This is a genomic window from Streptomyces sp. NPDC029466, from assembly GCF_055574515.1.
On record NZ_JBVHZH010000023.1, the window covers coordinates 60,954 to 83,770 of the forward strand.

Annotated in this window: 19 protein-coding genes; 10 read left to right on the top strand and 9 right to left on the bottom strand. The window is 72.3% G+C overall.

The window, feature by feature from the left end; genetic code table 11:
• Positions 1-156: 156 nt before the first annotated feature.
• The 7 genes from ACZ4XD_RS19035 to ACZ4XD_RS19065 all read right to left on the bottom strand — a co-directional run bounded on the left by ACZ4XD_RS19035 (position 157) and on the right by ACZ4XD_RS19065 (position 8,594).
• Positions 157-603 (bottom strand): DUF4430 domain-containing protein, encoded by a 447-nt coding sequence (locus ACZ4XD_RS19035; RefSeq protein WP_468043486.1) that lies wholly within the window; start codon positions 601-603, stop codon positions 157-159.
• A gap of 106 nt (positions 604-709) precedes the next feature.
• Positions 710-1,795, bottom strand: coding sequence for a methyltransferase domain-containing protein (locus tag ACZ4XD_RS19040; protein WP_468043488.1), 1,086 nt, complete (start codon positions 1,793-1,795; stop codon positions 710-712).
• 259 nt (positions 1,796-2,054) lie between these two features.
• Positions 2,055-5,237 (bottom strand): efflux RND transporter permease subunit, encoded by a 3,183-nt coding sequence (locus tag ACZ4XD_RS19045; protein WP_468043490.1) that lies wholly within the window; start codon positions 5,235-5,237, stop codon positions 2,055-2,057.
• A gap of 150 nt (positions 5,238-5,387) precedes the next feature.
• Entirely contained in the window at positions 5,388-6,074 is a 687-nt protein-coding gene (locus ACZ4XD_RS19050) for a response regulator (RefSeq protein ID WP_468043492.1), read from the bottom strand.
• Positions 6,071-7,372, bottom strand: coding sequence for a sensor histidine kinase (locus ACZ4XD_RS19055; protein WP_468043494.1), 1,302 nt, complete (start codon positions 7,370-7,372; stop codon positions 6,071-6,073). Before ACZ4XD_RS19055 ends, ACZ4XD_RS19050 begins: the two co-directional genes overlap by 4 nt.
• Before the next feature lie 86 nt (positions 7,373-7,458).
• Positions 7,459-7,737 carry a PspA-associated protein PspAA gene (gene pspAA, locus ACZ4XD_RS19060; RefSeq protein ID WP_085925381.1) on the bottom strand — a complete coding sequence of 93 codons (279 nt, stop codon included), beginning with the start codon at positions 7,735-7,737 and terminating at the stop codon, positions 7,459-7,461.
• A gap of 56 nt (positions 7,738-7,793) precedes the next feature.
• A complete protein-coding gene (locus ACZ4XD_RS19065; protein WP_078886103.1) occupies positions 7,794-8,594 on the bottom strand; it encodes a PspA/IM30 family protein in 801 nt (266 codons plus the stop codon).
• Positions 8,595-8,910: 316 nt separating this feature from the next.
• Here ACZ4XD_RS19065 and ACZ4XD_RS19070 point away from each other — a divergent pair, with 316 nt between their 5' ends.
• Positions 8,911-9,507 carry a DUF3043 domain-containing protein gene (locus ACZ4XD_RS19070; protein ID WP_042161893.1) on the top strand — a complete coding sequence of 199 codons (597 nt, stop codon included), beginning with the start codon at positions 8,911-8,913 and terminating at the stop codon, positions 9,505-9,507.
• A 71-nt stretch (positions 9,508-9,578) separates the two neighbouring features.
• Here the strand turns inward: ACZ4XD_RS19070 and ACZ4XD_RS19075 are convergent, their stop codons facing one another.
• Positions 9,579-9,794, bottom strand: coding sequence for a hypothetical protein (locus ACZ4XD_RS19075; RefSeq protein ID WP_042161891.1), 216 nt, complete (start codon positions 9,792-9,794; stop codon positions 9,579-9,581).
• Between the two features lie 161 nt (positions 9,795-9,955).
• On the opposite strand from ACZ4XD_RS19075, the gene ACZ4XD_RS19080 reads away from it, so the two are divergent.
• The 5 genes from ACZ4XD_RS19080 to ACZ4XD_RS19100 all read left to right on the top strand — a co-directional run bounded on the left by ACZ4XD_RS19080 (position 9,956) and on the right by ACZ4XD_RS19100 (position 15,853).
• Positions 9,956-11,230, top strand: a complete 1,275-nt coding sequence (locus tag ACZ4XD_RS19080) for a bifunctional adenosylcobinamide kinase/adenosylcobinamide-phosphate guanylyltransferase (protein ID WP_468043498.1) — start codon at positions 9,956-9,958, stop codon at positions 11,228-11,230.
• A gap of 186 nt (positions 11,231-11,416) precedes the next feature.
• The gene (locus ACZ4XD_RS19085; protein WP_468043500.1) at positions 11,417-12,124 is read left to right on the top strand and encodes a class I SAM-dependent methyltransferase; all 708 of its coding nucleotides are present in this window, start codon (positions 11,417-11,419) and stop codon (positions 12,122-12,124) included.
• A 16-nt stretch (positions 12,125-12,140) separates the two neighbouring features.
• Positions 12,141-13,187 carry a nicotinate-nucleotide--dimethylbenzimidazole phosphoribosyltransferase gene (gene cobT / locus ACZ4XD_RS19090; RefSeq protein ID WP_468043502.1) on the top strand — a complete coding sequence of 349 codons (1,047 nt, stop codon included), beginning with the start codon at positions 12,141-12,143 and terminating at the stop codon, positions 13,185-13,187.
• Between the two features lie 141 nt (positions 13,188-13,328).
• Positions 13,329-15,104, top strand: coding sequence for a phosphatidylglycerol lysyltransferase domain-containing protein (locus ACZ4XD_RS19095; RefSeq protein WP_468043504.1), 1,776 nt, complete (start codon positions 13,329-13,331; stop codon positions 15,102-15,104).
• A 50-nt stretch (positions 15,105-15,154) separates the two neighbouring features.
• Entirely contained in the window at positions 15,155-15,853 is a 699-nt protein-coding gene (locus tag ACZ4XD_RS19100) for a hypothetical protein (protein ID WP_468043506.1), read from the top strand.
• Here ACZ4XD_RS19100 and ACZ4XD_RS19105 read toward each other — a convergent pair.
• Positions 15,828-16,565, bottom strand: a complete 738-nt coding sequence (locus tag ACZ4XD_RS19105) for a hypothetical protein (RefSeq protein WP_468043508.1) — start codon at positions 16,563-16,565, stop codon at positions 15,828-15,830. The two genes, ACZ4XD_RS19100 and ACZ4XD_RS19105, sit on opposite strands and share 26 nt — an antisense overlap.
• A gap of 108 nt (positions 16,566-16,673) precedes the next feature.
• Here ACZ4XD_RS19105 and ACZ4XD_RS19110 point away from each other — a divergent pair, with 108 nt between their 5' ends.
• From ACZ4XD_RS19110 to sucB, 4 genes are all read left to right on the top strand, one after another.
• Positions 16,674-17,468 (top strand): adenosylcobinamide-GDP ribazoletransferase, encoded by a 795-nt coding sequence (locus ACZ4XD_RS19110; RefSeq protein WP_468043510.1) that lies wholly within the window; start codon positions 16,674-16,676, stop codon positions 17,466-17,468.
• Between the two features lie 200 nt (positions 17,469-17,668).
• Positions 17,669-19,210, top strand: coding sequence for a leucyl aminopeptidase (locus tag ACZ4XD_RS19115; protein ID WP_468043512.1), 1,542 nt, complete (start codon positions 17,669-17,671; stop codon positions 19,208-19,210).
• Positions 19,211-19,603: 393 nt separating this feature from the next.
• Positions 19,604-20,992, top strand: coding sequence for a dihydrolipoyl dehydrogenase (gene lpdA, locus ACZ4XD_RS19120; protein ID WP_468043514.1), 1,389 nt, complete (start codon positions 19,604-19,606; stop codon positions 20,990-20,992).
• A gap of 56 nt (positions 20,993-21,048) precedes the next feature.
• A complete protein-coding gene (gene sucB / locus ACZ4XD_RS19125) occupies positions 21,049-22,767 on the top strand; it encodes a 2-oxoglutarate dehydrogenase, E2 component, dihydrolipoamide succinyltransferase (RefSeq protein WP_468043516.1) in 1,719 nt (572 codons plus the stop codon).
• The last annotated feature ends 50 nt before the right edge of the window (positions 22,768-22,817 follow it).

Below are 22,817 nucleotides of genomic sequence, written 5' to 3' on the forward strand. Positions count from 1 at the left end.
CCGTGCGGTGACGGACCTCCGGGGCCTGTGTTGGGGACTGCTTCGCTTTACGTCCCACACACCGGCCCCTCCGGCCCGTCCCCTCCCGTGGGTGGGTGGGTTTTGGTGGGTGGGGGCGGGCGCCGACCGGTAGCGTGCCCGCCCATCGGCCTCTGGTCAGGCCTCCAGAGTCCAGCGGATCTTGTCGCCGCCCTTGATCGGGGTGTGGCAGGGGGCGGTCGTGATCTTCTTTTCGTTCACGTACGCGTTCCACTTTTTGGTGGCGTCGGCGGCATCGCCGTGGATCTCCGTGACGACGAAATCCTGGGTGGCGGCGTCCCAGCGGGTGCGCACGCCGCCGAGGCCGTACTGGTCGTCGGCGTCGACCAGGGCGGTGAGGGGCGTGGCGGTGGTGCCGTTGGCGGCGCAGTAGAAGCCGTCGATGAGGCGCGGGCCCGTGACGACGAGGCCCACGCTGGCGGTGTAGGGGCCGCCGGTGACGCCGACGCGGACCCGGACGTCGCCGGGGGCCGCTGTGGCTTGCGGCGCGGTCGCGAGGGCCAGGGCCAGGGCGAGCCCGGCGGCGGTTACGGGGTCGGCCCCGCGGGCCAGGACGGAGGGCACGCTCGCTCACCTTTCGTCGGTTCAGCAGCATCCGCCACAAAACCATCGCTTCTGGTGATCGGCGAGAGGTGCGCCGCCGAATGCGTGCGTACCGCGGGACGGAGCCTCACAGCGACACGGTCTGTCCTTCGGCGGTGACCGTGATGCGGTAGCGGTCGCGGGTGGGGCTGCCCTCGGTGGTCCAGGTGCGGTAGGCGGACTCCACCTCGTCCCACAGGCGGCGCGGGCCGTGCTGTTCGGTCTCGTAGGTGTCCCGGCCGGGGACGTATTCGACGGTGGCCCAGGAGGTGCGGGCGTCGTCGAAGAGCCAGTAGGTGGCTTCGTCGCTGCCGTCGTCGGCGGGGCAGAGCAGCGGCCAGGCGTCCCGGACCCGCAGGCCAACGGCGAAGCGGGCGTGCGGGTTCTCCTCCAGTACGCGGGGGTCGAGGGTGGTCGTCGCCCGGTCGCCCTCCTCGCCGTGGTACCAGTCGCGGATGCGGCCGTAGGAGCGGCGCTGTTGGCGGGCCCACATGAAGGCGGGGCGGCCGGAGAAGCCGCCGGTGGCCCGGCCGTCCCGGACGGTGAGGGTCGCGAACGAGTAGGAGTGGAACGAGGAGCCCCACGGGGTGAGGATCGTGCCGCCGGGGGCGGTCTGCTCCACCCAGGCGTACGGGATGTCGCGGACCGTGCAGGTGGCGATGGTCCGGTCGTAGGGGGCCCGCTCCGGCACCCCGGCCAGGCCGTCGCCGCAGACCAGATGCGGGTGCAGACCGGCCCGCGCGAGATTGTCCCGGGCGATGTCGTGGAGGGCCTTGTCGGTCTCGATGGTGGTCGTGCGGTCCTCGCCGAGCCGGTGGGCGAGCCAGGCGGCGTGGTAGCCGGTGCCGGTGCCGATCTCCAATACGGCGTCGCCGTCCCGGACGATCGCGGCCATGGCCAGCATCAGGGAGGGCATGGACGTCGAGCACGTGGGAAAGGCGACCTGGCCCGCCGCGGGCCGGCCGTCGTTGTGCTGGGTGATCAGCGGTAAGTCGGCGTAGACCATGCGCCGCCACTCCGCCTCGTCCGTGGATCGGGAGACGGTGCGGTCGCCCACTTCGAAGGTGTCCGGTACGAAATGCGCGCGGTCGACCGCGGCGACGGCCGGCGCCCATTCCGGCGTCAACGCGCCCTTGTTGCGGAGGATTTCCAGCAGGCGGCCCGGCGAGGACATCACGCGCCCCTTACTTCTTCGGCGGGTCGGTCACCGGCTTGGTCCACTGGCCGTCGGAATCCTTCGGGCTCTGCTGGCGGTCGCCTTCCGCGCCGCCCTTGCCGTCGCCGTGCTTCCCCATCGCGGTCCCCCTTCGTCGGTGACGGAGCGGTCCGGCCGCCCCGTGACGGGATGCCCGGCACGATGCCCCCGCAAGCGTCGGCTTGCGGGGGCATCGTTTCTTCACCGGGAGCCTCGCACCGGGCTCCGCCGGACGTCGTCAGACGTTCGCCGGCTCCGGGGTGCGGTCGGACTCCTCGGTCCGCGGACCGGCCGGGCCGGACCGCTTCGCGGCCTTCTTCGCCGCCCGGCGCTCCTTGCGGAGCTCGATCATCGCGTAGAGCGTCGGGACGAGGAGCAGGGTGAGGAGGGTGGAGGTGATCAGTCCGCCGATCACGACCACGGCGAGCGGCTGGGAGATGAAGCCGCCGTCACCGGTGATGGACAGCGCCATCGGCAGCAGCGCCATGATCGTGGCCAGCGCCGTCATCAGGATCGGGCGGAGACGGTGGCGGCCGCCCTCGATGACCGCCTCCACGACGCCGTAACCCTGCGACCGGTACTGGTTGATCAGGTCGATCAGCACGATGGCGTTGGTGACCACGATGCCGATCAGCATCAGCATGCCGATCATCGCCGGGACGCCCAGCGGGGTGCCGGTGGCGACCAGCAGGCCGATCGCGCCGGTCGCCGCGAAGGGGATCGAGACGAGCAGGATCAGCGGCTGGACCAGCGAGCGGAAGGTGCCCACCAGGAGCATGAAGACGATGGCGATGGCCGCCAGCATCGCCAGGCCGAGCGAGGAGAACGCCTCGGACTGGTCCTGGGAGACGCCGCCGATCTCCGCGGTGGCCCCTTCCGGCAGCTTCAGAGCGTTGATCTCGCTCTGCAGGCCGGCACTGACCGCGCCGGTGTTGTCGCCGGTCGGCTTGGCGGTGATGGTCGCCGAGCGGGCCCCGTCGATCCGGGTCATCTGGACCGGGCCGGGCACGGTCCGCACGGTGGCGAGGGTGCTCAGCTTGGCCGGGCCCGCCGGGGTCGGGACGGTGAGGTTCTTCAACTCCTCCTCGGTGGTGGCCGGGTGGGCCGACTTGATCACGATGTCGCGCTCGGTGTCGTCCAGGACGGCCTTGCCGCTGGTGGTGCCGCGGACCGCCTGGGTGACCACGCCGCCGAGGGTGGTCTGGTTGTAACCGGCCGCGGCCGCCTTGGCGTTGGGCTTCACGGAGATCCGCGGGACGCTCTGGGAGAGGTCGCTCTGGACGTCGGTGACGTCGTCGAGCCCGGCGACGGTCTTGCGGACCTGCTCGGCGGCCTTCTCCAGCACCTCACCGTCGGCGGCCTTGACGACCACGCTCAGGTCCTGGTTGCCGAAGCTGCTGCCCGCGGTGACGGTGGTCTCGCCGATGGACGTGCCGAGCTTGTCGAGGCCGTCCCGCAGCTCACCGGTGACCTTGTCGGCGTCCACGTCGTCGGCCAGCTTGATCTGGTAGGAGGCCTCGTTGGCGCCGGTGGCGCCGCCGAAGGCCGCCATGAAGCCCGAAGAGCCGATGGTGACCTGGTAGTCGGCGATGCCGTCGGTGTCCGCGAGCAGCTTCTCGACCTTCTCGGCCTGCTTGTCGGACGCGTTGAGGCTGGTGCCGGGCTTGAGCTCCTGCTTGACGGTGAGGGTGCCCTGGTCGCCCTGGTCGAAGAAGTTGGTCTTCAGGAGCGGGCCCATGCCGAAGGTGCCGAGGAGGATGACGACGGCGATGACCACGCTGGTGACCCGGCGGCGGGTCGCGAAGCGCAGGACCGGGACGTAGAGGCGCTGGAGCGGGCTCCGGGTCTCCTTCTCCTCGGCCTGGCGCCGCAGTTCCTCGGGGTCGCTGCCCTCGGGGATCTCGGGGGCGCGCAGGAACCAGTACGACAGGACCGGGACGACCGTCAGGGAGACGATCAGGGAGGCCAGCAGGGCGACCGTCACCGTCAGCGAGAAGGAGCCGAAGAGGGCGCCGACCATGCCGCCGACCACACCGATCGGGAGGAAGACCGCGACCGTGGTGAGGGTGGAGGAGGTGATCGCGCCGGAGACCTCCTTGACCGCGGAGAGGATGGCCGCGCGGCGCTCCTCGCCGTAGCCCAGGTGCCGCTTGATGTTCTCCAGGACGACGATGGAGTCGTCGACGACGCGGCCGATCGCGATGGTCAGCGCGCCGAGGGTGAGCATGTTGAGGGAGAGGTCCCCGGTCCACAGCACGATCAGGGTGATCACGACCGAGAGGGGGATGGAGACCGCGGTGACGAGGGTCGAGCGGAGGCTGAGCAGGAAGACCAGGATGACGATGACCGCCATGGCCAGGCCCAGCAGGCCCTCGGTGGTCAGCGATTCGATCGACTTGGAGACCGCCGGGCCCTGGTCGGAGACGACCGTGACAGCGGTGCCCTTGCCCAGGTCCTGACGGATCTCGGGGAGCTGGTCCTTGACGGCGTCGGATATGTCGACCGCGCTGCCGTCCTGGTCCATCGTCACGCGGACGGCGAGGCTGGGCTTGCCGTTGGTGCGGGTGAGGGAGGTCGGGGTGGCCGACTCCTCCTTGACGGTGGCGACATCACCGAGCCGGACCGCTTCGGCCGGCCGGCCGGCGCCCGCGCCCGGACCGGCACCCTCGGCGCCCGCGGCCGGGGCGATCCGCAGGTCCTTGATCTGCCGTACGGAGCTGAAGCCCGCGCCGACCTGGACGGTCTTGCTCCGGCCGTCCTCGGCGAACGAACCGGCGGGCACCGAGGTGCCGCCGGCCTCCAGCGCCTGGCCGAGTGCCTGGGAGGTCAGCCCGGCGGCGGCGAGCTTCCTGTCGTCGGGGGTGACCGCGACGATCCGGTCCTGGACGCCGTCCACGGTGACCTGGCTGACGCCCTCGATGTTCTTCAGGCCCGGTACGACGCTGCGGTCGAGCTGGTCGGCGAGGCTCTGCTGGTCCCGGCCCGACGAGGAGACGGCGAGGACGACGGTGGGGATGTCGTCCGTCGAGCCGGCCACCACCTGGGGGTCGACGTCCTTGGGCAGCTTCGCGCGAGCGCGGTTCACGGCCTGCTGGACATCGGCGACCAGCCGCTTGGAGTCATTGCCGTAGTCGAACTGCGCCATGATGACGCCCGAGCCCTCGCTGGACGTCGAGGTGACGGTCTTGATGCCGTCGACCGCCTGGATCCCGTCCTCGAGCGGCTCGATCACCTGCTTCTCGACGACTTCGGGCGAGGCGCCCTGGTACGGCGTCAGGACGGACACCATCGGGAGTTCGATGGACGGCAGGAGCTGCTGCTTCAGCTGGGGGATGGCGATGGCGCCGAAGGCGATCGCCACGATCGACACCAGCGCTATCAGGCCCCGTTGTACGAGGCTGAGTCGGGACAGCCAGGTCATGGGTGGGGTCTCTCTTCTGTTCTACGAAGTCGGCGGGACCGTTCTCGGGCCCACCTACACCTTCCGCCATGCCGTGGCCGGTTTTCCTCGCTCGCAAGTCGGTTTCCGGCCGTAAGCCGTACCGCGTTCGGAGTAGGGGGTGCCCCGCCCTCACTGCACCCGTGGGCGTACGAGTCCGGACTCGTAGGCGATGACGACGAGCTGGGAACGGTCCCGGGCGCCCAGCTTGGCCATCGCACGGTTCACATGCGTCTTGACGGTGAGCGGGCTGACCTCCAGCTGCTCGGCGATGTCGTCGTTGGGCAGCCCGCCGGCCACCAGGATCAGCACCTCGCGCTCCCGGCCGGTGAGCGTCGCCAGCCGCTCGCTGCCCCGGCCGCCGGGCCCGCCGTCGGCGGAACTGCCGCCCTGCGCAAGGAACTTGGCGATCAGCCCCTTGGTGGCGACGGGCGAGAGCAGCGCCTCACCGGCCGCCGCGATCCGGATCGCGTTCAGCATCTCGTCCGGTTCAGCGCCCTTGCCGAGGAAGCCGCTGGCGCCGTTCCGCAGCGACTGCACCACATAGTCGTCGACCTCGAAGGTGGTCAGGATGACCACCCGGACGTCGGTCAGCTCCGGGTCCTCGCTGATCAGACGGGTGCCCGCCAGGCCGTCCACACCGGGCATCCGGATGTCCATCAGCACGACGTCGGGCCGCTCGGCCCGGGTCAGCTCGTACGCCTGGGCCCCGTCGGATGCCTCCCCCACCACCCGCATGTCCGGCTCGGAGTCGACCAGCACCCGGAACGCACTGCGCAGCAGCGCCTGGTCGTCGACGAGCAGCACCTTGATCGTCACAATGTCTCCCCCGTACGGACGGTCTGGAGCGGAAGGGTCACCCGTACCTGGAAGCCGCCGGCCGCGCGCGGGCCGGTCACGACCGTGCCGCGCAGCGCGAAGACCCGCTCCCGCATCCCGATCAGGCCGTGGCCGCCGCCGCTGTCCTCCGGCTCGCCGGGCCCGCCCGCCTCCACGGGCGGCCGGTCGCCGCCCTTCTGCCGCGGGATGCCGGCCCGGCCCGCGCCGTCGTCCAGGACGGTCACGGTCAGCGTGGTGTCGGAGTGGCTGATCCGCACCGTGGCACGGGCCCCCGTACCGGCGTGCTTGTGGACATTGGTCAGCGCTTCCTGGACCACGCGGTAGGCGGTGAGATCGACGGAGGCGGGCAGCGGCCGCGGCTCCCGCGGGATGTCCAGGTCGACCGGGAGGCCGGCCCGGACGAACCCGTCGACGAGCTGATCGAGCACACCGAGGCCCGGCGCGGGCTCGGTCGGCGCCTTGGGGTCGTCGGACTGCCGCAACAGGCCGACGGTGGCGCGGAGTTCCTCCAGCGCCGAACGGGAGGCCTCCCGGACGTGGGCCAGCGCCTCCTTGGCCTGGTCGGGCCGGTTGTCCATGACGTGCGAGGCGACCCCGGCCTGGACGTTGACCAACGCGATGTGGTGGGCGACGACATCGTGCAGCTCACGGGCGATCCGCATGCGCTCCTCGGCGACCCGGCGCCGGGCCTCCTCCTCGCGGGTGCGCTCGGCCCGTTCGGCGCGCTCCCGGATGGCGGTCACGAAGGCCCGGCGGCTGCGGACCGCGTCACCGGCCGCCGCGGCCATGCCCGTCCAGGCGAAGATCCCGATGTTCTCCTGCGCGTACCAGGGGCGGGGCCCGTAGAGCATCGCGGCGGCGGTCAGCCCCACGACGGTCAGCGCGCCGACCCGCCAGGTGGTGGGCCGGTCGGTACGCGAGGCCAGGCTGTAGAGGGCGATCACGGCGGAGGCGGCCACCGGGGCCCGCGGGTCGCTGGAGCGGGCGACCAGTTCGATGATGGTGAGCGAGCCGGTGGCCGCCAGGACCGTACGGGGCAGCCGGCGGCGCAGGACCAGGGCGGCACAGGCCAGCGCGGCCAGCACCACGGTGACGGCGGACGGCTCGTGGGCGGCGAAGCGCGGGCCGTGCGGGCCGTGCGGGTCGGCCACCGCGCCGAAGAGTATGCAGGCGAAGGCGGCCCCGGCCACGACGGCGTCGAAGGCGAGCGGATGCTTCCGGTGCCACCGGAAGCGGCCGGCGCGGGGCGCGTCCGGGCGGGGGTCGAGGAGGCTCACAAGAGCAAACGGTAGCGCCCCGGTCCCTCGCGGGGCCGGGGCGCGGTGCGCTGGAGTGGAGTGTGCAGGCCGCGAACGGCCGGGTTTCAGCCCGGGATGAGGCCGTCGTCGCCGAGCATTTCCCGGACCTCGCCAAGGGTCGCGTCCGGGGCGGGGAGGATGAGTTCGGACGGTTCCAGGGCGTCGTCGGGAAGCGGTGTGCCCATACGGCGCACCGCCTCCAGGAGGGCCCCGAGGGTGCGCCGGAAACCCGCCTCGTCGCCGCTCTCCATCTCGTCGAGCAGCTCATCGTCCAGTTTGTTGAGCTCGGTGAAGTGGGCGTCGTCCAGCTTCACCTGGCCCTCCCCCATGATCCGTACGATCACGACGGTCTCCCTTGGTCCGGTCCGACGATCTCTGCGAGGCTAACCGCCGCCGTCCCTCACTGCTTGTCGAAACGCGGCCGGTCCTGCTGCGGCGAGGACTGCGCCGCACCGTTCTGTCCGCTCTCGATGGCCTGCTGGCCGGCCGACGAACCGCCCGAGAGCTCCGCCTTCATCCGCTGGAGCTCCAGCTCGACGTCGCTGCCGCCGGAGAGCCGGTCCAGTTCGGCGGTGATGTCGTCCTTGGCCATACCGGACGGGTCGTCCAGCGCACCGGACGCCATCAGCTCGTCGATGGCACCGGCCCGGGCCTGGAGCTGCGCGGTCTTGTCCTCCGCGCGCTGGATGGCCATGCCGACGTCGCCCATCTCCTCGGAGATGCCGGAGAACGCCTCGCCGATCCGGGTCTGCGCCTGGGCGGCCGTGTAGGTGGCCTTGATCGTCTCCTTCTTCGTACGGAAGGCGTCGACCTTGGCCTGGAGCCGCTGCGACGCGAGCGTGAGCTTCTCCTCCTCACCCTGAAGCGTCTGGTGCTGCGTCTCCAGGTCCGTGACCTGCTGCTGCAGCGCGCTGCGCCGGGTCAGCGCCTCACGGGCCAGGTCCTCGCGGCCGAGCGCCAGCGCCTTGCGGCCCTGGTCCTCCAGCTTGGCGGACTGGCCCTGGAGCTGGTTGAGCTGCAGCTCCAGGCGCTTACGGGAGGTCGCCACGTCGGCGACGCCGCGGCGTACCTTCTGAAGCAGCTCCAGCTGCTTCTGGTACGAGTAGTCGAGGGTTTCGCGCGGGTCTTCGGCCCGGTCCAGGGCCTTGTTGGCCTTCGCGCGGAAGATCATCCCCATCCGCTTCATGACACCATCGCTCATGGGCCTCGCGCGCCCCCTTCTGACCGAGTCACCTCGGGCTTAGGCTCCAGCACATCTACAGACCCCACAGTACGGGCCCTGGTTCCATTACCGCACTGTTCGCGCCCGGATGCGCTCCTCCTCCAGGACGATCGGGGGGCGCGGCTTCTCCCGCGCAAGGAGTAGGGAGAGTCCGGACAACCGGCGCGATGTCTGATCTGTCCTGGTAGGACGGGGCTTCTGTCCTGGTAAGGCCCCGGTCGCGGGACGCGCCGTTGCCGGATCGTTCCCCGTCGGACCGTGGCTCACCCGCGGCGAGCACGTACCCTTGGGTTTTGTGTTCCGAAGCCGTTCGAAGGATGAGCAGGCCGCGACCGCCAAGGTGACCGCGGACCAGCCCCAGCAGCCCCGCGACCCGCAGGCCCCCAAGGGCCGCCCGACGCCCAAGCGCAGTGACGCCCAGTCGCAGCGCCGCTCGCGTGCGCATACGCCGGCCAACCGCAAGGACGCGGCCAAGGCCCAGCGTGAGGCGCGCCGTGCCGACATGGCCCGCCAGCGTGAGGCGATGGCCAGCGGCGACGAGCGGTATCTGCCGGTGCGCGACAAGGGACCGGTGCGCCGGTTCGCGCGGGACTATGTCGACTCCCGCTGGGCGGTCGCCGAGTTCTTCCTGCCGATGGCCGTGGTGATCCTGGTGCTCACCATGATCCGGGTGCCGTCGATCCAGAGCATCGCGCTGCTGCTGTGGCTCGTGATCATCGTGCTGATCGTGCTCGACTCGGTCCTGATCTGGTTCCGGCTCGGCAAGCTGCTCCAGGAGCGCTTCCCGAACGAGAACCTCAAGGGTGTGAAGGCGTACGCGGTGATGCGGACGCTCCAGATGCGGCGGCTGCGGCTGCCGAAGCCGCAGGTGAAGCGGGGCGAGAAGCCGTAGTCGCGCGCGGCAGGGACGATGTATGACGCCGGGCCGGACCCCTCAGGGATCCGGCCCGGCGTCTTCGGTTCTCAGCCCTCCGCGTCCGCGTGCAGGCTCATGGGGCCCGCGTAGATCTCGGTAGCGTCCTCGAAGAGCCTGACCTGGTCGACGCCGCCCTCCAGGAGGGCCTTCCACTCCTCGCCGATCCAGGACTCCGCGTCGCCCTGCGTGGTGAACTCCTCGGGTTGCACGGCCGGCGCCGTCTCCGAACCGTCGGCCTTCTCGAACCGCCACGTCCACGCCATCTGCGCCTCCTGGATCCCACCGCGTACGAGTCTGTGCCACCGCGGAGCGCGTCGAAGTGCCCTCCGCCGGGCCGTGTTTCCGTGCTGATCGGCAGCCTAACGGCCGTGTCGAGTCCGCCCCCGCCGCGCCCGCCGGGCGGGGACGCGAGAAACTCGGCGGTGTGGATGTGACTCTCCTCGGCACCGGGGCCCCGCAGGGGCTGCCGCGCCCCGGCTGCCCGTGTGCCGCCTGTGCGACCGCCGTCGGCGACGAGGCGCGGGCGGCCACCGCGCTGCTCGTCGACGGTGCGCTGCTGATCGATCTGACGCCGGGCCCGGCCTTCGCTGCCGCCCGCGCCGGGCAGTCGCTGGCGGGCGTGCGGCAGGTGCTGCTCTCGCATCCGCACGACGGTCCGGCGCTGGAGGTGCCCGCCGGGCTGCCGCAGCCGGGCCGGGTCGCGGACGGGCGGGAGCTGGCGCTGCTCGACGGGCACCGGGTGCGGGCCGTCGCGGTGGACATCCCGGGGACCGGCTACGAGATCTCCGGTGCCGAGGGCGAGCGGCTGCTGTATCTGCCGCCGGGTGCGGCCCCGTCCGGACTGGACGGCAACGGCGGGCCGGCGGGCGGCGGTGAGCCGGGCACCGGCGGCGGCCCGTACGACCTGGTGCTGCTCGACGTACTGGGGCGGCCCGAGGCGCTGGCCAGGCTGCGGGCGAGCGGGGCGGTCGACGCGGCGACTGATGTGCTCGCGGTGCACCTGGACCACGAGGTGCCGCCGGGGCCCGAGCTGCACCGTCGGCTGGCGGCGGTGGGGGCCCGCGCGGTGGCGGACGGCAGCACGCTGCGGGTCGGTGAGTTCCACGCGGTGCCGGATCTGCCGCGGCGCACGCTGGTGCTGGGCGGGGCGCGCAGCGGGAAGTCGGTGGAGGCGGAGCGGCGGCTCGTGGCCTTCCCGGACGTGGTGTACGTGGCCACCGGGGGCACCCGGGACGGCGACGAGGACTGGGCGCAGCGGGTCTCGCTGCACCGCGAACGGCGCCCGAGCAGCTGGCGCACCGTCGAGACCTGCGATCTGGTGCCGCTGCTTGCCGCGGCCGGGTCCGGCGCGGACCCCGGCGCCCGGTGGCCGGCCGAGGCGTCACCGCTGCTCATCGACTGTCTGGCGCTGTGGCTGACGCATGTCATGGACGAGGTCGGGGCGTGGGACGACGCGACGTGGGAGGCCGGTGGCCGCCGGGCGCTGCAGGAGCGCACCGACGCACTGGTGGCGGCGGTGCGCGCGACGCACCGGCGGGTGGTGGCGGTCAGCAACGAGGTCGGCTCCGGGGTCGTCCCGGCGACCCCGGCGGGCCGGCGGTTCCGGGACGAACTGGGGCGGCTGAACGCGGCGTTCGGCGCGGAGTGCGAGCAGGTGCTGCTGGTCGTCGCGGGCCAGGCGGTCGCACTGCGGGGCTGACGGAGACTCTGCGGCCGGTGGCCGCTCGCGCTGCGGGAGGACGGAGGCCCGGTGGCCGGTGTCCGGCGGCGCTGCGGGAGGACGAAAGCCCTGCGGCCGGTGGCCGCTTGCGCTGCGTGGATGACGGAGGGCCGGTGGGCACCGTGTCCGCTTGCCCAGGGGCGCGGCGCCGGGTGCTCTTGACCCGTGACCGAATCCGAGCGGAGCGAGACGGCAGCGCCGGACGGGTGGGGGCCGGGGGCCCTCCGTGAGCCGGGGGCGCGGGGGCGGCGTTTCGACGCGGCCGTACGCGGCTACCTGGCGCGGTACCCGGAGGCGACGGTGGTCGCGCTCGGGGAAGGGCTCGGTACCGGTTTCTGGCGGCTGGACAACGGGCGGCTGACCTGGCTGACGGTGCTGGCACCCGAGACCGCCGCGGTGCGCCGGATGCTGCTGCCGGACGGTCCCCGGCGGTGTACGGTCGCCCGCGCGGTGACCGATCACCGCTGGCTGGACGCGGTGCGGGAGCCGGAGCTCGGGGTCGTCGTCACCGCGCCGGGGGTGCTGATGCGGCTGCCGCCGCCCGCGGTGCGTGCGCTGCTGGCGGCGTGTGCGGAGCGGTTTCCCGGTGGTGCGCTGGTCTTTGACGCCCTGCCACGGAGGACGATGGCGCTGGCCCGGCGGGCCGCCGGGCCGGGCGGCGGCCGGTGGCCGGGTCCGGTGCGCTGGAGTCTGGACCGGGCCGAGCTGCCGCGGGTGGCCGGCGCGCACCCGGGCATCGCCGCGGTGCGCGAGGTCGGCCCGGCGGGGTGGCTCCGCCGGATGCCGGTGCTGGGCGCGCTGACGCCCCTGGTGTGCGAGGTGCGGTTCGCGGCGGCCCGTTCCCCCCGGCGGGCCTCGTCAGCGGTGAGTTGACGGTAATCTGCGCCCAATGAGCGCCCTGAACCTCGATGACTTCGCCCATCTGATCGAGCGCCCCGACGGCGGTGTGCGCCGTGACGCCGAGGAGCGGCGGGCGCGGCTGGCCGTGCCGCCGGGAGCCCTCGGCCGCCTCGACGAACTGGGCGAATGGCTGGCCGCCGCACAGCAGCAGGTGCCGGTGCGGCCGGTCGCACAGCCGCGGGTGCTGCTGTTCGCGGGCGATCACGGGGTGGCGGAGCTGGGGGTCTCGGCCCGGCCGGCCGGCGGCACCCAAGACCTCGTACGGGCCGTGCTGGACGGGGCGAGCCCGGCCGCGGTGCTGGCGCGGAACGCCGGTGTGCCGCTGCGTGTGGTGGACCTGGCGGTGGACTGCGACCCGGCGGAGCTGCCCGAGGAGATCACCCGGCACCGCGTGCGGCGGGGTTCGGGACGGATCGATGTCGAGGACGCGCTGACGGCCGAGGAGGCCGAGGCGGCGTTCCGGGCCGGGATGGCGATCGCGGACGAGGAGGCGGACGCCGGCACCGATCTGGTGGTGCTGGGTGATCTGAGCGTCGGCGGCACGACGGTGGCCAGCACGCTGATCGCCGCGCTGTGCGGGACGGACGCCTCGGTGGTCACCGGACGGGGCGGCGCGGGGATCGACGACTTGGCGTGGATGCGCAAGTGCGCGGCGATCCGCGACGCCCTGCGGCGGGCCCGTCCGGTGCTCGGCGACCAGCTGGAGCTGCTGGCCACGGTCGGCGGCGCGGATCTCACCGCGATCACCGGTTTTCTGCTCCAGAGCGCGGTGCGCCGTACCCCGGTGATCCTCGACGGGGTGGTTTCGGCGGCCTGTGCGCTGGTGGCGCAGCGGGTGGCGTTCCGGGCGCCGGACTGGTGGCTGGCCGGGCAGGCGAGCGGGGAGCCGGCACAGGCGAAGGCCCTGGACCGGATCGCACTCAACCCTCTGCTCGACCACGGCGTCACTGCGGGTGAGGGGACGGGGGCGCTGCTGGCCCTGCCATTGGTGCAGGCGGCCGCGGCCCTGGCGGCGGAACTGCCCGTACGCGACTGACCCGGGGCCGGCCCACCGTGGCCGGCTCCCACGGAAGCGCCCGGGCGGGGGCCCGGACCCGGGCGCTCACTTCACGCCCGTACCGGACCACCGGCGGCGCCCCATAAGATCGCGCTTTACACGATTTATGGGAGACATCGCTTGAGTCCGGACGAAGGCCGCCCGCGCGGCTCATGGTCGCAGCGTGGTGCCGCGTTCGGCATCTGGTATCTGCGCACGGTCACCTTCCTCAATTTCCTGAGTGCGGTGTGGGTGTCGTTCGGCAATGACATCCGCCGGCACAACAGCGCGGAATTCTTCACTCCGTATCTGCTGACGGCGGGCTTCGCCTCCGCCGCCTTCTCGCTGTTCCTGTCCGTCACCCTGCGACGGCGCAAGCGGGCGGCCTGGATTTTGAATCTGGTGCTGTCCGGGCTGCTGACGGCGCTGTTCGCCTTCGGGATGGTGGCGGCCCCGGAGTTCCGTGGCCATGTGCAGAACTGGGTGTCGCTGGTATTGACCGCGCTGTTCGCCGTGGCCTTGGTGGCCGGGCGCCGGGAGTTCTCCGCGAAGGGCGACCGCGCGAACCCGAAACTGGCGGCGGCGGTCGCGGCCGGCGGTCTGCTGGCCGCCTCGCTGCTCGCGGCGCTGCTGGTGACCGTCACCAATACCGCGGCCGGTTCCTCGACCTTCGTACAGCGCTGGCGCTACGGCCTGATGCGGCTGGTGTCGCTGGCCGCCGACGACCGCGCGTTCCCGGAGATCGCCACCCCGAACTGGGTCAATGTCGCGATCAATGTGCTGAGCACGCTGCTGCTGGTCGCGGTCCTGTGGGCGGCCTTCCGCTCGGTACGGAGCACCGAGGCGCTCACCGCGGACGACGAGGAGCGGCTGCGGGCCCTCCTGGCGCGGCACGGCGACCGCGATTCGCTGGGCTACTTCGCGCTGCGGCGTGACAAGAGCGTGCTGTTCTCCCCCAGCGGCAAGGCCGCGGTCACCTACCGCGTGGTGGGCGGGGTGTCGCTGGCCTCCGGCGATCCGCTGGGCGACCCCGAGGCCTGGCCGGGGGCGATCGAGGGGTGGCTGGCCGAGGCGCGGGAGCACGGCTGGGCGCCGGCCGTCATGGGGGCGAGCGAGGAGGGCGGCACGATCTACGCCCGGCACGGTCTGGACGCGCTGGAGCTGGGCGACGAAGCGATCGTGGACACCGCGGAGTTCACCCTCGGCGGCCGTGCGATGCGCACCGTACGGCAGGCGTACAACCGCATCGAGCGGGCCGGCTACACCGTCCGGATCCGCCGCCACGAGGACATTCCGGCCGAGGAGATGGACCGGCTGCTGCGGCTGGCCGACGACTGGCGCGACGGGGAGACGGAGCGCGGTTTCTCGATGGCGCTGGGCCGGCTCGGCGATCCCGGGGACGGGCGCTGCGTGATGCTCGAATGCCGGAGCGGCAGCGTCGGGGAGGAAGCCGGGGAGAAGGCAGGCGAACTGCGGGCGCTGCTCAGCTTTGTGCCGTGGGGCGAGAAGGGCCTTTCGCTGGATCTGATGCGGCGGGACCGGAACTCCGAGAACGGCCTGATGGAGTTCATGGTGCTGGAGCTGATCCAGCGGGCGAAAGAGGTGGAGGTCACGCAGCTCTCGCTCAACTTCGCGATGTTCCGTTCCGTCTTCGAACGTGGATCGCGGCTCGGCGCGGGCCCGGTGCTGCGCCTGTGGCGCTCGCTGCTCAGCTTCTTCTCCCGGTGGTGGCAGATCGAATCGCTCTATCGCGCCAATGCGAAATACCGGCCGATCTGGGAGCCGCGGTACATGCTTTTCGAAAAGAGCACCGATTTGCTGCGCATCGGAATCGCCGCCGGCCGCGCGGAAGGCTTTCTGGAAGCCCCCGGTCTGCCCAAGTGGCTGAACCGCAAGCACCTGGAGAACGTGAGATGACCTCCGCTGGGGCGGGGCGGCGGCAAGGACCCGCGCCGGGCCGCGGAGGGATGCCCGTCCTGCGTCGCGCCGCGCGCGCCGAGTGGGGCCCGCTGCTGCGGACGGTACGGGCCGCTTTGGCCGCCTCGCGGCTGCGGGCGATCCCGTTGACGCTCACCGCGGTGGGCCTGACCCTGGTCTTCCAGTTCGTGCAGAACCAGCCCTGGGGCTACCAAACGATCCAGAACATCGGCTCCGTACAGGCCGATGAGCATCTGTGGCTGGCGCTGCTGCGCACCCCGCTGTCGCTGTTCGTCCCCGCGCTGGACCTGCCGGTGTGGGGCGCCCTGGCGCAGATCCTGGTGGTCTTCGGGATCGCCGAGATCTGTGTGGGCCGGCGGCAGCTGCTGGCCGTCGCCTACCTCGCCACGCTCGCCGGGACGATGTACGCCCGGATCGGCATCTGGATCGGCCCGGTGAGCCCGCTCGGGCTGCCCGACTCGGACAAGTACGTCACCGACACCGGGCCGTCGGCGGCCGTGGTGGGGCTGGCGGTGTTCGTGTGCTGGCGCTATCGCGCCTGGTTCACCTGTGCCGCGGTGGCGGTGGCGATGGTCGTCGAGGTGGTGTCGATCAAGAACAACCTGGCGGGCAAGGAGCATGTCGCGGCGGTGCTGGCGGTGCTGGTGCTCTGCGGGCTCCAGGAGCTGTGGCCGCCGCGGAAGCCGGGCGACGCGCAGCGGGTCAGCGGCTCGGCGCACCCCCGATGAAGTTCTCGACCTTGCGGCGCAGCCCCGACCAGCGGCGGTCGTGACGGTCGGCGCGGACCCGGGCACGGGCCCGCGCCTTCGGCCGGTTGCGGTAGAAGCGCCGGGCCCAGGGCGAGTGGGGCCGGGCCAGCCGGATCGCGCCGAAGAGCGCGACGAACGGCACGAACACCCCGACGACCGCGATCCGGCCCTTGCCCTTGACGAGGGCGATCACCGCGAAGAGGAAGTTGACGGCCACCGTCCGCACCACCGTCAGACGGTCGGTCTCCTCGTCGGGGCTCAGTTCATTGACGCCGAACGGCAGGAAACCGCCGAGGATCAGGGCGACCAGCGCGACGGTGAGGATGACGATCTCGACGCTCTTGGTGCCCTCCTCCGTCCAGTACACGTCGTCGAGGTGCAGGACGAGCGCGAACTCGTCCAGGACGAGGCCCACCCCGATCCCGAAGACCACCGCCGCGACCCCGGTGCCGAAGCCGCGCCGCCCGCCGGCCAGCGCGATGAACCCGCCGAGGACCATCAGCACCACGCCGGGGACGACATGGTGGATATGGACCCCGCCCGGGGTGATGTTGCGGAACGGGCCCTTGCCCGCCCGGATGAGGCGGGTGACGGCCCGGGTCACCAGGAAGGTCAGCACGAACGAGGCCAGGGCGAGCAGCAGCGGCAGCTTCCCCGGCTCGACGATGTTGCGGTACCACCAGTGGCCCATCCCACCCGCTCCCCTTTGTCGCGTAAGGACACATAGCCACCATTAGGCCCTCTCCGGGCGGCCGGAACCGGCAGTCAAACGCGGCGGACGCCCGGATAGCCTGCCGCGGTGACCGAGACCCCCGCTCCCGTGGCCCCGTCCGACGCCCTGCGCTTCGCGTTCGGCACGCTGACCGTGCTGCCGGTCCGCCTCACCCGCTGGGACCGGGCGGCGGCGCGCGGCGGGATGCTCTGCGCACCGCTGGCCGGTCTGGTGGTCGGGCTGTGCGCGGCCGCGGCCGGCGGGGCGCTGCTGGTGCTCGGCGGCGGGCCGCTGCTCGCCGCCGTCGGCAGCGCCGCGGTGCCCGCCGTCCTCACCCGCGGGCTGCATCTGGACGGGCTCGCCGACACCGCCGACGGCCTGGGCAGCGGCAAGCCCGCCGAGGACGCGCTGCGCATCATGAAGCAGTCCGACATCGGCCCGTTCGGGGTGATCACGCTGCTGTTCACGCTGCTGGCGCAGGTGGCCGCGCTGTCCGAGCGGTACGCGGCGGGCTGGGCGCACGGCGCCGTCGCGGCGGCCGTCGCGGCGGTCACCGCCCGCTGCGCGCTGGCCCTCGCCTCTCGCGCGGGGGTGCCGGCCGCCCGCCCGGAGGGACTCGGCGCGGCGGTCGCGGGCACCGTCCCGGTGCGGGCGGCGCTGCTGTGTGCGGTGCTGGTGGCCGCCGGATGCGCGGCCGCCGGCGCCGGCTTCGGCCCGTACGGCGCGCTGCACGCCGGGCTCGCGGCGCTGTGCGGCCTGGGGCTGGGCGAGTTGCTGCTGCGGCACTGCCGGCGGCGGTTCGGCGGGGTGACCGGTGATGTGTTCGGGGCGCTCGCGGAGAGCGCGGGGCTCGCGGCGCTGGTCGTGCTGACGCTCGGTTAGCCTGCCCCGGCGACCCCTTACACCTACTCAACTGACGTGTCCGGAAGGGCAGTTCACCCGGTATGCCGGCAACCGCCGGGGCACCGTTATGTGCCGGTGTGCTATCGGACGGGCCTTGTGGCGCCGCCGAGCGTAGGCTCAGCCGGAGCAGCGCGCTGCGCGCAGACGGATTCCCCGGACGGAACAGGACCCTCATCACCGTGACTGCACTGACCCTCAGTACTTCTTCCGCCGCGACGCTGCGCGCGGATGCCGTCGTCGTCGGCGTGGCCAAGGGCGCCAAGGGCGTCGTTGTCGCCCCCGGCGCGGAAGCCGTGGACAAGGCCTTCGGCGGCAAGCTCGCCGCCGTGCTGGAGACCCTCGGTGCGAGTGGTGCCGAGGGCGAGGTGACCAAGCTGCCCGCCGCGGACGGCCTCAAGTCGCCGGTCGTGCTGGCGGTCGGCCTCGGTGACGCGCCGGCCAAGGGCGACGGCTTCGGCCACGAGGCGCTGCGGCGCGCCGCGGGCAGCGCCGCCCGCGCGCTGACCGGCAGCAAGAAGGCCGGCTTCGCGCTGCCCGTCGAGGACGCCGAGGCGGCCGCCGCGGTGGGCGAGGGCGCGCTGCTCGGCGCGTACTCCTACGCCGCGAAGCGCGACAACGGCGCCGCGAACGGCAAGGGCGGCAAGAAGAACGACGCCAAGTCGGCGCCGCTCGGGGAGGTCGCGCTCCTCGGCACCAAGCCGCGCGACAAGGACTTCAAGGCCGCCGCCGCGCGCTCCGAGGCGCTGGCCGCCGAGGTCAACCGCGCCCGCGACCTGATCAACATGCCGCCCAACGACCTCGACCCGAAGACTTTCGCGGCCGAGGCGCAGGCGGCGGCCAAGGAGTTCGGCCTCAAGGTCGAGGTGCTCGACGAGAAGGCGCTCAAGAAGGGCGGCTACGGCGGCCTGATGGGCGTCGGCCAGGGCTCGCAGGCCCCGCCGCGGCTGGTGCGGATCGCGTACACCCACCCCAAGGCCGACAAGACCCTGGCGCTGGTCGGCAAGGGCATCACCTACGACTCGGGCGGCATCTCGCTCAAGCCGGCCGGCCACAACGAGACCATGAAGTGCGACATGAGCGGTGCGGCCGCGGTGTTCGCCACGGTCGTGGCCGCCGCCCGGCTGGGCCTGGCGGTGAACCTCACCGGCTGGCTGGCGCTCGCCGAGAACATGCCGTCCGGCTCCGCCACCCGTCCCGGTGACGTCCTGACCATGTACAGCGGCAAGACCGTCGAGGTGCTCAACACCGACGCCGAGGGCCGGCTGGTGCTGGCCGACGCGCTGACCCGCGCCTCGGAGGAGTCGCCGGACGCGATCGTGGACGTCGCCACCCTGACCGGCGCGATGGTGCTGGCGCTGGGCCACCGCACCTTCGGGATCATGGCCAACGACGACGCTTTCCGTACCGCGGTCCACGAGATCGCGGAGGAGGCCGGCGAGCAGTCCTGGCCGATGCCGATGCCGTCCGAGCTGCGCAAGGGCATGGACTCCCCGGTCGCGGACCTCGCCAACATGGGCGAGCGGATGGGCGGCGGCCTGGTCGCCGGACTGTTCCTGAAGGAGTTCATCGGCGAGGGCATCACCTGGGCCCACCTGGACATCGCGGGCCCGGCCTTCCACGAGGGCGCACCCTGGGGCTACACCCCCAAGGGCGGCACCGGCTCCGCGGTGCGCACCCTGGTCCGGCTCGCCGAGCGCACCGCCGCGGGCGACCTGGGCTGACGGGCCGCGCCGGGGCCTTCCCCGCCGTCGCCCGTGATATCCGCCACGGCCCCGGGCAGCCCGCCCGGGGCCGTCGGCACGGGTGCGCCGCGCGGCCGTCCCGCGTTCGCCCTCGACGAAATCCGTACGTCCACGCGTTTCCGGCCACCGCCCCTGCCCCGGTGATGCCGCGCGGTGCCGCATATTCCGTACGCCTCAGTAACCCGTACGGGGCGGCCGATCGCCGTCCCACAGCCCGGCCCGCCGTCCCGGCTTCGTGGAACAAGTGCGAAGATGGGTTCTCGGCAGGACAGGGCCCCCCTTACCCAGGGCCGAAGTAAAAGCGGCCGAACCACAGCCGCCGTCCGGTCATTGGAGACCGGCTCCGGCGTACCCATGCATGGAGGACGTGACGTGGCGAACGACGCCAGCACCGTTTTCGACCTAGTGATCCTCGGAGGCGGTAGCGGTGGTTACGCCGCTGCCCTGCGCGGGGCGCAGCTGGGCCTGGACGTCGCCCTGATCGAGAAGAACAAGCTCGGCGGCACCTGCCTGCACAACGGCTGCATCCCCACCAAGGCGCTGCTGCACGCCGGTGAGATCGCGGATCAGGCTCGTGAGGCCGCCCAGTTCGGTGTCAAGACCTCGTACGAGGGCATCGACATCGCGGGCGTCCACAAGTACAAGGACGAGGTCATCTCTGGCCTGTACAAGGGCCTCCAGGGGCTGGTCGCCTCCCGCAAGGTGACCTACATCGAGGGCGAGGGCCGGCTGTCCTCCCCGACCTCCGTCGATGTGAACGGCCAGCGTGTCCAGGGCCGCCACGTCCTGCTGGCGACCGGCTCGGTGCCGAAGTCGCTGCCGGGCCTGGACATCGACGGCAACCGCATCATCTCCTCGGACCACGCGCTCACGCTGGACCGCGTGCCGAAGTCCGCGATCGTGCTGGGCGGCGGCGTCATCGGCGTCGAGTTCGCCTCCGCGTGGAAGTCCTTCGGCACCGACGTGACCGTCATCGAGGGCCTCAAGCACCTCGTCCCGGTCGAGGACGAGAACAGCTCCAAGCTGCTGGAGCGGGCCTTCCGCAAGCGCGGCATCAAGTTCAACCTCGGCACCTTCTTCGACAAGGCCGAGTACACCGCCGACGGCGTCAAGGTCACCCTGGCCGACGGCAAGACCTTCGAGGCCGAGGTGCTGCTGGTCGCGATCGGCCGCGGGCCGGTCTCGGCGGGCCTCGGCTACGAGGAGCAGGGCGTCGCGATGGACCGCGGCTACGTCCTGGTCGACGAGTACATGCAGACCAACGTGCCGACCATCTCGGCCGTCGGTGACCTCGTTCCCACCCTCCAGCTCGCGCACGTCGGCTTCGCCGAGGGCATGCTGGTGGCGGAGCGGCTGGCCGGTCAGAAGACCGTGCCGATCGACTACGACGGCGTGCCGCGCGTGACGTACTGCCACCCCGAGGTCGCTTCGGTGGGTATCACCGAGGCCAAGGCCAAGGAGCTGTACGGCGCCGACAAGGTCGTCGCTCTCAAGTACAACCTCGCGGGCAACGGCAAGAGCAAGATCCTCAAGACCACGGGCGAGATCAAGCTCGTCCAGGTCAAGGACGGTGCCGTGGTCGGCGTCCACATGGTCGGTGACCGTATGGGCGAGCAGGTCGGTGAGGCCCAGCTGGTCTACAACTGGGAGGCCCTGCCGGCCGAGGTTGCGCAGCTCGTGCACGCGCACCCGACGCAGAACGAGGCGCTCGGCGAGGCCCACCTGGCCCTGGCCGGCAAGCCTCTCCACTCCCACGACTGACCCCAGTCCCGGGCGCGACCACATCCGCACCACACTTGTAAGGAGCAACTGAAACCATGGCGGTTTCCGTAACCCTGCCGGCGCTCGGCGAGAGCGTCACCGAGGGCACCGTCACTCGCTGGCTCAAGGCCGAGGGTGAGCGCGTCGAGGCCGACGAGCCGCTGCTCGAGGTGTCGACCGACAAGGTCGACACCGAGATCCCGGCCCCGGCCGCCGGCGTCCTGACCGCCATCAAGGTGGCCGAGGACGAGACCGTGGAGGTCGGCGCCGAGCTGGCCGTCATCGACGACGGCACCGGTGCGCCGGCTGCCGCTCCGGCGCCCGCCGCCGCCGAGGCCCCCGCGGCCGAGGCGCAGCCCGAGCCCGCCCCGGCCCCCGCGGCCGAGGCCCCTGCCCCCGCCGCTGCCCCCGCGGGCGGCGCCGAGGGCACCGACGTCGTCCTCCCCGCGCTCGGCGAGAGCGTCACCGAGGGCACCGTCACCCGCTGGCTGAAGGAGGTCGGCGAGGAGGTGTCGGCCGACGAGCCGCTGCTGGAGGTCTCCACCGACAAGGTCGACACCGAGATCCCCGCCCCGGCTTCCGGCACCCTGCTGGAGATCGTGGTCGGTGAGGACGAGACCGCCGAGGTCGGCGCCAAGCTCGCCGTCATCGGTGCCGCGGGTGCCGCCCCGGCCGCCGCGCCGGCTCCGGCCGCCCCGGCCCCCGCCGCCGCTCCCGCCCCGGAGCCCACCCCGGCACCGGCTCCGGCTGCTGCCGCTCCGGCGCCCGCCGCCCCGGCCGCTCCGGCTCCGGCTCCCGCGCCGGCTCCGGCCGCCCCGGCCGCCGCCCCCGCCGCCCCGGCTCCGGCCGCCGGTGAGGGCGCGTACGTCACCCCGCTGGTGCGCAAGCTCGCCGCCGAGAACGGTGTCGACCTCGCCACGGTCAAGGGCACCGGCGTCGGTGGCCGTATCCGCAAGCAGGACGTCATCGCCGCCGCCGAGGCCGCCAAGGCCGCCGCGCCGGCCGCCGCCGCCCCGGCCGTGTCGAAGGCTCCGGCCATCGAGGCGTCGCCGCTGCGCGGTCAGACCGTCAAGATGCCGCGGATGCGCAAGGTCATCGGCGACAACATGATGAAGGCCCTGCACAGCCAGGCGCAGCTGACCTCCGTGGTCGAGGTGGACATCACCAAGATCATGCGGATGCGCAACCAGGCCAAGGACGCGTTCGCGCAGCGTGAGGGCGTCAAGCTCTCCCCGATGCCGTTCTTCGTCAAGGCCGCGGTCCAGGCGCTGAAGGCCCACCCGGTCATCAACGCCCGGATCAACGAGGACGAGGGCACCATCTCCTACTTCGACACCGAGAACGTCGGTATCGCGGTGGACGCGGAGAAGGGCCTGATGACCCCGGTCATCAAGGACGCCGGTGACCTCAACATCGCCGGTATCGCCCGCAAGACGGCGGACCTGGCGGGCAAGGTCCGCGCGAACAAGATCACGCCGGACGAGCTGTCCGGTGCGACCTTCACCATCAGCAACACCGGTTCGCGCGGCGCCCTGTTCGACACCGTCATCGTGCCCCCGAACCAGGTCGGCATCCTGGGCATCGGTGCCACCGTCAAGCGCCCGGTGGTCATCAACCACCCGGACCTCGGCGAGACCATCGCGGTGCGCGACATGACCTACCTGGCGCTCTCCTACGACCACCGTCTGGTGGACGGCGCCGACGCCGCCCGCTACCTGACCACGGTCAAGCAGATCCTGGAGGCCGCCGAGTTCGAGACCGAGATCGGTCTCTGAGTCCCGGCAGTCGCGCAGCAGGCGTGTCCTAGGGGCCGGCCCCGGTTCGT